General features: G+C 60.2%; 7 protein-coding genes. 5 read left to right on the forward strand and 2 right to left on the reverse strand.

Features of this window, described 5'->3' with window-relative positions:
• Positions 1-169: 169 nt before the first annotated feature.
• Both PH5382_RS16125 and PH5382_RS16130 read right to left on the reverse strand, forming a co-directional pair.
• The gene (locus tag PH5382_RS16125) at positions 170-781 is read right to left on the reverse strand and encodes a sugar transferase (RefSeq protein ID WP_058335429.1); all 612 of its coding nucleotides are present in this window, start codon (positions 779-781) and stop codon (positions 170-172) included.
• A complete protein-coding gene (locus tag PH5382_RS16130) occupies positions 778-1734 on the reverse strand; it encodes an NAD-dependent epimerase/dehydratase family protein (protein ID WP_058335472.1) in 957 nt (318 codons plus the stop codon). Before PH5382_RS16130 ends, PH5382_RS16125 begins: the two co-directional genes overlap by 4 nt.
• 104 nt (positions 1735-1838) lie before the next feature.
• Here PH5382_RS16130 and PH5382_RS16135 point away from each other — a divergent pair, with 104 nt between their 5' ends.
• The 5 genes from PH5382_RS16135 (at position 1839) to PH5382_RS16155 (ending at position 9093) form a co-directional block, all read left to right on the forward strand.
• Complete coding sequence (locus PH5382_RS16135; RefSeq protein ID WP_058335430.1) at positions 1839-2954, forward strand: polysaccharide biosynthesis/export family protein; 1116 nt, start codon at positions 1839-1841, stop codon at positions 2952-2954.
• Positions 2955-3180: 226 nt separating this feature from the next.
• Positions 3181-3627: a hypothetical protein gene (locus PH5382_RS16140; protein ID WP_156414945.1), complete on the forward strand. Its 447-nt coding sequence runs from the start codon at positions 3181-3183 to the stop codon at positions 3625-3627.
• 70 nt (positions 3628-3697) lie between these two features.
• The gene (locus tag PH5382_RS16145) at positions 3698-4888 is read left to right on the forward strand and encodes a hypothetical protein (RefSeq protein WP_058335432.1); all 1191 of its coding nucleotides are present in this window, start codon (positions 3698-3700) and stop codon (positions 4886-4888) included.
• Positions 4889-4963: 75 nt separating this feature from the next.
• Entirely contained in the window at positions 4964-5815 is an 852-nt protein-coding gene (locus PH5382_RS16150; protein ID WP_058335433.1) for a sulfotransferase, read from the forward strand.
• Positions 5816-5970: 155 nt separating this feature from the next.
• Positions 5971-9093, forward strand: coding sequence for an FG-GAP-like repeat-containing protein (locus PH5382_RS16155; RefSeq protein WP_231751909.1), 3123 nt, complete (start codon positions 5971-5973; stop codon positions 9091-9093).
• Positions 9094-9174: the final 81 nt, after the last annotated feature.

Raw genomic sequence — 9174 nt, forward strand, 5'->3', positions numbered from 1 at the left:
TCGTCGCGGGCAGGAACCTGGTTCCAAGACCGGCAACAGGGAAAATCGCTTTGGTTACTTTACGGGACATAAAAAATCCTTCGAACTACACATTTATCAAAAAAGAAGCTGACTTTCAAAAACTGCGGGTCTGTTCCGGGAGCTGCTTTGGGGCGGCGGTTTTGGCTCCCTACCCGCGTCGGAAGATATTGCCAATGGTCTGGAACACTAAATCAAAATCGTAACACATATTCTGATGGCGCTGATAGATCAGGTCCAGCCGCGCCTTGGCCGGGATGCAGATGCGGGAATAGACCGCATCGGTCTCTTCCGGGGTCTGGCAGCGCGCCAGCAGGGACGCTTCGTGCCTGTGATAGCTGATCGAGGCCAGGCCCGTCACACCGGGGCGCGATTTCAGCACCTCTTTGTAGATTTCCGGATAGGTCTCAACATATTGGCGCAGCGGCGGGCGCGGTCCCACAAAGGACAGATCTCCCTTGAGGATATTCCACAGCTGTGGGAATTCATCCAGCCGTTTGGCCCGCAGCCAGGCGCCAGTCGGAGTGATCCGCGCGGTTTTGTCGCCGCCCGAAACACCAGTGTCCTCGTCCACCACCGTCATGGTGCGCAGTTTCCACAGCCGGAAGCTGCGGGTCGGGGTGGTCATCCGCTCGGCCAGATAAAACACCGGACGACCCTCTTTCAGCAACAGCCAGAGCAGCAGCAGCAGCAGGATCGGCCCCAGAATGACGAGCAGAAGGGTGACAAAGAACAGATCAAAAAGGCGTTTGCGCCAGGTCATGATTGGGGGGATTCCTTGGTGTTGAGAGAGGCGACAGCAGGCTCTGATCTGGCCCATTCGGTCAACATCCGGGCAGGATCAGCAGGAGGCAGAAGAGCTGCCGCACTGTCCGACAGGCACTGCCGCAGCTCTGTCAGATCCAGGTCGACCTCGGCAATCGCGGTCTGCGGCGCCGGGCGCCAGGCAAAGTCGCGCCCGGCCGCACGCAGCAGGGCCGCCATTTCCACCGGCCCGGGCTGGGCCAGGTTGAGCACCGCAGGCAGGTGCGGCCTGGCTACCAGAGCTGCGAGGACCCCGGCCAATGTCCGGACCCCGATATAGCTGCGGCGCGGGCTGCGCCCATCGCTGAACTGATCCAGGCTGAACCCGCTGCGCCAGCCGCCCAGAATGGCATCCAGCCCGGCAATATTGCCAATCCGCAGCACGGTGACAGGCACGCCAAGCGCGTGCGCTAGGGCCAGACTGCGCTGCTCCATGTCAACCTTGGCCCTGCCATAGGCATTTGTGGGCTGCAGTGGGGCATCTTCGCGCAGCAGTCCCGGTTGCGCACCGTAAACGGCCGCCGATGACGCCAACAGCACCCGCGTCGGCGGCCTTGCCTCCTCTGCTGCGGCCACAGCAGCGGCCCGGACAACCGCCTCGCCCAGGCGCCAGTTGTCGGCCAGATCGCTGTCGGCGCCTAATGTGGGCCGCCCGGGAACGACCCCCGCAAGGCACAGCACCACATCGGCACCGTGCAGCAGACGGGTGAGCGCCTGCGGCTGTTCCAGCGGGTCCAGAATTGTCCAGTTTTCCGCCGTAGCACTGGTCTCTGGTTCCGGGAGCTGCGCTGGCCGTCGCCTTGCCTGCCAGCGCAGGGGCGCTGCGGTGGGCAGCTGTTGCGACCAGCACTGGCGCAGCACCGTGCCGATCCGACCTGACGCTCCCAAAACCACTGTGACCGGAAAACCCATCTGCTGCCTCTGTTGCTGGCCGTCGCGCCCTGTTATTGACGCCTTGCCCAAGCGCAGTATCTTGCGGTGACTAAAAATCAAGCCCATTCCTGAAAAGAGCTTCCATGCGCCTATTGCTTTCCCTGATCGCCGCGACCAGCCTGATCCTGCTTCCGGTTGCCTGCAGTCGCCTGCCAGGCGGTGCCCCGGCCAGCGAGGAAATCATCAGGCAATCCGGCGAATCGGATGCTGATTTCGCGCTCTACACGGTCAATCGCGCCTTTCTGCCCACCGTCGCGCAATGGCCCGGTACCGGCACACAGGAGCATCTCAGCTGGCTTGGCGCCAGCCATGGGGCCAAAACCCAGATCATCCAGCCCGGTGACAAGCTGACGCTGCGGATCTGGGACAGCAGCGACAACTCGCTGCTGACCTCGTCGGAACAGAAAGCAGTGCAGCTGCAGGATGTGCGCGTGGCGGCAAATGGCACCATTTTCATGCCCTATGTCGGCAGCGTGAATGTGCTGGGGTTGACCCCGGATCTGGCCCGCGAAGAACTGCAGGTTGAGCTCGAAGCCATCGTGCCCTCAGCGCAGCTGCAGCTGGATATGCTGGAAGGGCGCAACAATTCGGTCGATCTGGTCTCGGGCGTGGCCCAGCCGGGCACCTACCCGATGCCAAACCGTAATTATTCGGTGATGGGGCTGATTTCAGCCGGCGGCGGCATCAGTTCCAATCTGAATAATCCGCAGATCCGTCTGGTGCGGGGCCGCAGTATCTACGGCACCTCGGTGGATGCGCTGCTGAACGATCCGAACAAGGACAGCCTGCTGCGTGGCGGCGACCGGGTCTTTGTCGAAGAAGACGAGCGCTACTTCCTGTCCTTTGGCGCCACCGGCACTGAAGATCTGCATATCTTCAGCAAGGATTCAGTTTCTGCCATGGATGCGATGTCGATCGCCGGTGGGTTTCAGGACAGCCGCGCAGATCCGCAGGGTCTGCTGATCCTGCGCGAATATGAGCCTTCTGCCGTGGCGCCCGGAGTGCGGGGGCCGCGCCAGACGCGAGTGGTCTTTACCCTTGATCTGACCTCGGCGGACGGGCTGTTTTCAGCCCGCAATTTCGAGATCAATCCCGGAGATCTGGTGATGGCAACCGAATCGCCGATCAATGATGCGCTGACCATCTCCAACCTGATCGGCAACTTCTTTGGCGTCTTCAGCCGGGCAGGTGTTCTTTAAAAGGCGCGGTCGCCTTTGACCTTTGGTGTCCCGAAAAACTTGCGGGGAAAAACGTGCCGGGATTAAAAAATACTTAAGGTTTTTCCCATTTGCCTCTACCGTGACGCGAAACAGGCAACGGCCTTGCTGAGATGACTTGCCTGGACCTTGCCAGATGTGCCTGTTTTTGTTCCGCAAAGGCGCACTGACGATGACAGAGACAAGAACCGAGACGAGAGACAAGACGATGACAAAAACATTGAGACCCCTTGCTCTGAAGAAACTGGTCCCGGCCTTTACCTTGGCCTTTACCCTGATCACCGCCATGACCGGTGCGGCCGCCGCGCTGACGGCTGATCCGGTACAGCAGTATAACTCCAATGCAGTCTGGTTCGAAAACTGGACTGGCCTGAGCAATGCCACCCTGGTGGTGGCGGCGCCCAACGGCAAGGTCATCGAGGTGTTTGCCGCCTCCGGCACACCGGTTTTTGAACTCTCGCGCGATCAGGTGCAGGACGGCATCTACCGATACGAGCTGAAGGCCGCCACCGACGAGGCGGTCGAAATCGTCAACCCCATCGACAATGGCCGCACCGAGGTGACCAGTTCCCGCGCCAAACCCTTCTATATGAACGGCTCTTTTGTGGTGTCCCGCGGGGTGATCACCATCCCCGAAGAGATCCGCGAAGATTGATCCAAAAGATAGATAACACTGACAGGCCCGGCAGGCAGGACTGCAGGGTTTCACAGAAAAGGAATTTTCCATGAGCATGAATATTCAACGCGGCCTGATCGCAGGCATCAGCACACTGGGCCTGATGACGGGCGCGGCGCAGGCCGATCAAGTCATCAACGATGATCTGATCGTCAACCAGAGCCTCTGTGTCGGCAATGATTGCGTCAATGGTGAGGCCTTTGGCTTTGACACCATTCGCATGAAGGAAAACAACGTACGCATCGGCATCAACGATACCTCCAATTCCGCCAGCTTCCCCCAGAATGACTGGCAGCTGACCTTCAATGACAGCGGCAATGGCGGGCAGAACAAGTTCTCCGTCGATGATATCTCCGCGGGCCGCACCCCCTTCACCATCGAAGCCGGTTCCCCGTCGCATGCGCTTTATGTCGATGACGGTGGCCGTATTGGCCTACGGACTGCGACTCCGGTTGTTGAAATGCACATGGTCAGTGGTGACAGCCCGACCATGCGTCTGGAGCAGGATGGATCGTCCGGCTTTACCCCGCAGACCTGGGATATGGCCGGCAACGAGACCAACTTCTTTGTCCGTGACGCCACCAATGGCAGCCGTATCCCGTTCAAGATCCGCCCCTCGGCGCCCACCAATTCGATCTATGTCGACACCGATGGCGATATTGGTCTGGGTACCGCCAGCCCGGATGCCGGGCTGCATGTAACCCGGGGGTCTTTGCTTGTTGAAGAGGGTGACAGCGGCGCGCCGGAAGCCATAGTGCATGTCAGACGGACGGGTGGCGGCGCGGGCCTTGATATCCTGAAACTGCAATCGGATAACTCTTTCGAGGTTCTGTTTCAGAACGATGCACCCTCAGCGGTTGTGGATGTCTTCAAAATCGCACACACCGGGAGCGAATTTCGCATCCTGAACCAAGACACGGCCGGCACCACCGAATTCTCCCTGGATGCCGATGGCAATCTGTCTTTGCTGGGCAATCTGACCGTCAACACCGGCGGAACCTCCGCCAGCTTCCCGGATTATGTGTTTGACCCGGAGTATGAGCTGATGCCTCTGGCCCAGGTCGAGGCCTTCATCCAGACCAACGGTCATCTGCCCAAAGTGCCCTCGGCGGAACAGGTGTCACAAGAAGGGATCAATGTCAGCGCTCTGCAGATTACCCTGCTGGAAAAGGTCGAAGAGCTGACACTCTACACGCTGGCCCAGCAGAAATTGATCGAAGAACTGACCAGCCGTCAGTAAGATCGACCCCGTAACACAAAACAGACTGCCTCCAGATCCTTGGAAGCAGTCTGTTTATCAAGGGCTTGTTGAAACATGATACCCCCGATTGCCATTGGCGCCGTAGGTGGCAGCGGCACCCGCGTCATCGCAGATTTCCTCATCAAGGCCGGCATCCACATGGGCCAGGAGCTGAATAGTGCCAATGATAATCTCTGGTTTACTTTTCTGTTCAAACGGCCGCGCTGGTTTGCCAGTTTTCCCGAGGCCGCCGAGATCCACAGCGCCATGGCCTTGTTTCAAAAGGCCTCAACAGTCGGCTTGCGGGGGACCATAACGGCCAGCGAAGAGGCCCTGCTGCAGCAGATCGCAGCAGAGTTGCGCAGCACGTCCCGCCCCATTGGTATCGGTGCAGACTGCATCGAAAGGCTGTTGGCGTCGCAGCGTGTGTCGGCCAAACCAGATGAGGCCTGGGGCTGGAAGGAGCCCAATACGCAGATATTTTTGCCCGAGCTGGCCCGTTGTGTGCCAGGTTTTCGCTACATCCATGTGCTGCGCAATGGGTTTGACATGGCGTTCAGCCGCAACACACAACAGGCCCGTAACTGGAGCGGGTCCCTGTTCGAAAGCCCCCTTGCAGGCGAGGCCATTTCGCAAGAACAGATCCTGGACTATTGGATCGCCGCCAACCGCCGCACCCTGTCCCAGGGGCAGAGCTTGCTGGGGTCACGTTTTTTCGTGCTCTGCTATGAGGCGCTCTGCGATCACCCGGAGCGGGAGATTCAACGCCTGTTCGATTTTCTCGACCGCCCAATCCCCAAGACGGTTCACCCCGATCAAATCAAACCCCGAAGCCGGGGGCGATATCTGGAGCAGGACCTGAGCCGGTTTACACCAGCCCAGAAAGATGCCGTTGCAGAGATCATGACGGCAGCTGAGACCTCGTAGAAACCGGGCAAAATTGGCCTCTCGGCTTCACATAGGTGAGCGCAATCTTTCAATTGTGCCACTCCTCTTCAACACAAGACGCTAAAGCGGCAGTCATGAAACCTTTTATTCTCCACAGTCGGTACTGGCATTTCTGTATTGCCTGCATGTTGGTGATGATCCTTGCTGTTCTGTTCTGGACCGGGTCGCGGTATCCGGCGCTGAATGAAAAGCTGATGATGTCGGGTGCTTTGCAGCTGGAAGATCCGCTCAGCTTTGAGGCGCGCTTTGCGATCTCTGCCTCAATGGGTACCGCAGAGCGGGTGTTTTATTCAACGATCAACTGGCTTTATACCAATAAACAAGGGATGACCTTCGGCATCCTTTTTGCCGCCGCCTTTATGACGGCGCTGTCCTATCTGCGTCAGCGCAGCTTTGCCAGCCCGCTGGCCAATTCCCTTTTGGGGCTGTTTTTGGGCGCGCCTCTGGGGGTCTGCGCCAATTGTGCCGCCCCCATCGGCAAGGGGCTTTATGCCTCGGGGATGCGGGCTGAAACGGCACTCGCCGCCATGGTGGCCTCGCCCAGCCTCAATTTTGTGGTGCTGACCATGCTGTTCAGTCTGGTGCCCATTTACATGGTGCTGGCCAAGATCGCGCTGAGCCTGCTGGTGATCCTGGTGCTGGTGCCACTGGTCTGCCGCAGCCTGTCCCCGGAACAGATACCCGTTCAGATACCCGCTCAGATACAGGCACAGATCACCTTCCCCGCAGAGGCCCCACAGCCCTGGAGTGCTGCGGAACTGGCCGCCAGCGCCCCGGAAACAGAAGGGCTGATCCGGGCCGTCCTTGGGGTCGGGCGCGCCTATCTGGGCAATCTGTGGTATATCATCCGTCTCACCGTGCCGCTGATGCTGGCGGCGGGGTTTCTGGGTGCGCTGGTGGCCACCCTGCTGCCGCCTGCCCTGATCACCGATCTGCCCTTTGGTCTGGCCGCGCTGGTCCTTATCGCCCTGGTGGGATTGTTCCTGCCGGTGCCCATGGGGTTTGACGTGGTGCTTTGCGGGGTGCTGATCGCCAGCGGGCTGGCGCAGGGCTATGTCATGGCGTTGCTGATCACCCTGGGCAGTTTTTCGATCTATTCCTTCTTTATCATCCATCAGATGCTGGGGCTGCGGCTGGCGGCGCGAATGGCGGGCGGCATTGCCCTGCTGGGTATCCTCGCGGGGGCCTGCGCCCAAGGCTATCACAGCTGGCAAAGCCAGCGTGCTCTGGACATGCTGCTGCACAGCAGTCTGGCGCCCTCTGCCGCATCCAACAGCTCGGCGCACACCCTGTTCTGGGGCGCAGCTCAGGCCGCCACGCTGGAGGATCCTGCCCGACCGCGGGTGATCAGCCCCGATGCGGGCCAGATCGAAATCATATCAACCCCCTTTGCGCCCCGCTCGGCCGCCGCCGACACTCTGTTTCAACGCACCGAGGCGAGCACCATTGGCATCGACAAGCCGCTGGAGTTTTCCATGCGCGACATGTGGCCGCCCTTCTGGGAGGGCCGCAGCCTGTCCTCGGGCGATATCGACGGCGATGGCGATATCGATCTGGCTGTCGCCTCGACCAAAGCCGGGCTGTATCTTTATGAAAACGATGGCAGCGGCCAGTTTTCCCGCGTCATTCTGGATCCCGGCGCGCTGAACAAACTGGCGGATCTGCAGATCTTCAATGCGGTGCTGGTCGATATCGACAATGACGGCTGGCTGGATCTGTTTTTCGCCAGCTACCTCAAAGGCAATTTCTGGTGGCGCAATGAGGCCGGGCGCTTTGGCACAGAGCCGCTGCTCCCGGTCAGAAACCGCGCCGATGCACCGCTGTCGATGGCACTCAGCTTTGCCGATCTGGATCGCGACGGCTATCTCGATCTGGCGCTGGGGAACTGGGCTGCGGGCTGGTATCGCCGCATTCCGGGCGAGGAGGCGCGCAACCGGGTGGTGTTCAACCCAGATGGCCGCCTTGATGGCGAAACATATCGCGACCTGCCCGGCATCCCCGGTGAAACACTGTCGGTGCTGTTCAGTGATTTCGACGGCGATGGCGCCCAGGATCTGATCATTGGCAATGATTTTGACATCCCCGATTATTTCTATCGTGGCGACGGCAGCGGCGGGCTTGCGATGATCACCCAGCCCGAAGGGCTGATCCCGCATACCACCACCACCACCATGGCGGTGAATGTGGCGGATCTGTTCAATGATGGTAGCCCCGAGATCTATCTGGCGCAGATCGCCGGGCGCTCTTCCGGGGTGTCGGACCGGCTGAAAATGCAGCCTCTGGCGCAGTATTGCGACGTGATCCGCGACCCGGCGGCCAAGGCGACCTGCCAGCAGAATATGGCGATCAAGCGCTGGTACAAATCCGGCAACCGCTTTGATCCCTCTTATGCGGCCAGATGTCAGGCGCTGAGCAAGGCGCAGGACGGGTCTCTGGCGGCCGAATGCAAGGCGATGCTGATCAAGGATCTGGCCATTCAGAAACGTGACCCTTCGATCTGTGGCCTGATCCCCGCCGACCAGCCGGTGCCGCGCGCCTATTGCGATCTGCATTTCAAACCCGGTCGCCAGCCACAGGCGGCGGAAATCGCCCTGACCCACCCGCAGATCCTGCGGGCCAATGTGCTGCTGGAATGGCAGGGGAAAGCCTATGCCGACAGGGCAGAGGCGCGCGGCCTCGAGGTGGGCGGCTGGAGCTGGGACACCAAGGTGGCGGATTTTGATCAGGATGGCTGGCAGGACATCTATATCGTCAATGGCACATGGGTTCCCAATGAGGTCTCGCCTTCAAATCTGTTCTTTCACAATACCGGCACCGGCACATTCCGGGAGGCCTCGGGGCCCATGGGGCTGGAAGATTACCTGATGACGGCGGCGGCCAGCCAGTTTGACATGGATGGCGATGGCGATCTGGATCTGGTGACCCATCCGGTCAACGGACCACTGGTGGTGTTTCACAACACCGGTCAGCAGCCGGGGCTGGCGTTTCAGCTGGAGGATATGACCGGTAACCGCGCCGCGATCGGGGCCCGTGTCACCCTGGAGATGGCGGATGGCAGCCGCCAGATGCGTGAGATCCAGCTGGGCGGCGGCTTCATGAGCTTTGACGCCCCGCGCCTGCATTTTGGCCTTGGTAAAACGGGACGAGGCAAAACAGGAAGAGCAGACGGCGCACATATCCAATGGCCCGATGGTAGCGAGACCCGGATTGCCGGCCCGTTGGAGCCAGGCCGTCTCTATCGGATCCGCCGTCACTGAAAAGTGGTGCGCGCAGCAGCACTGACCTTGATTCGCCCGCCCACAGTATTCGGCCAGCCTCCGACCGGACTCCAGCCGGGT

This window comes from Phaeobacter sp. CECT 5382, assembly GCF_001457775.1.
GTDB lineage: Bacteria > Pseudomonadota > Alphaproteobacteria > Rhodobacterales > Rhodobacteraceae > Pseudophaeobacter.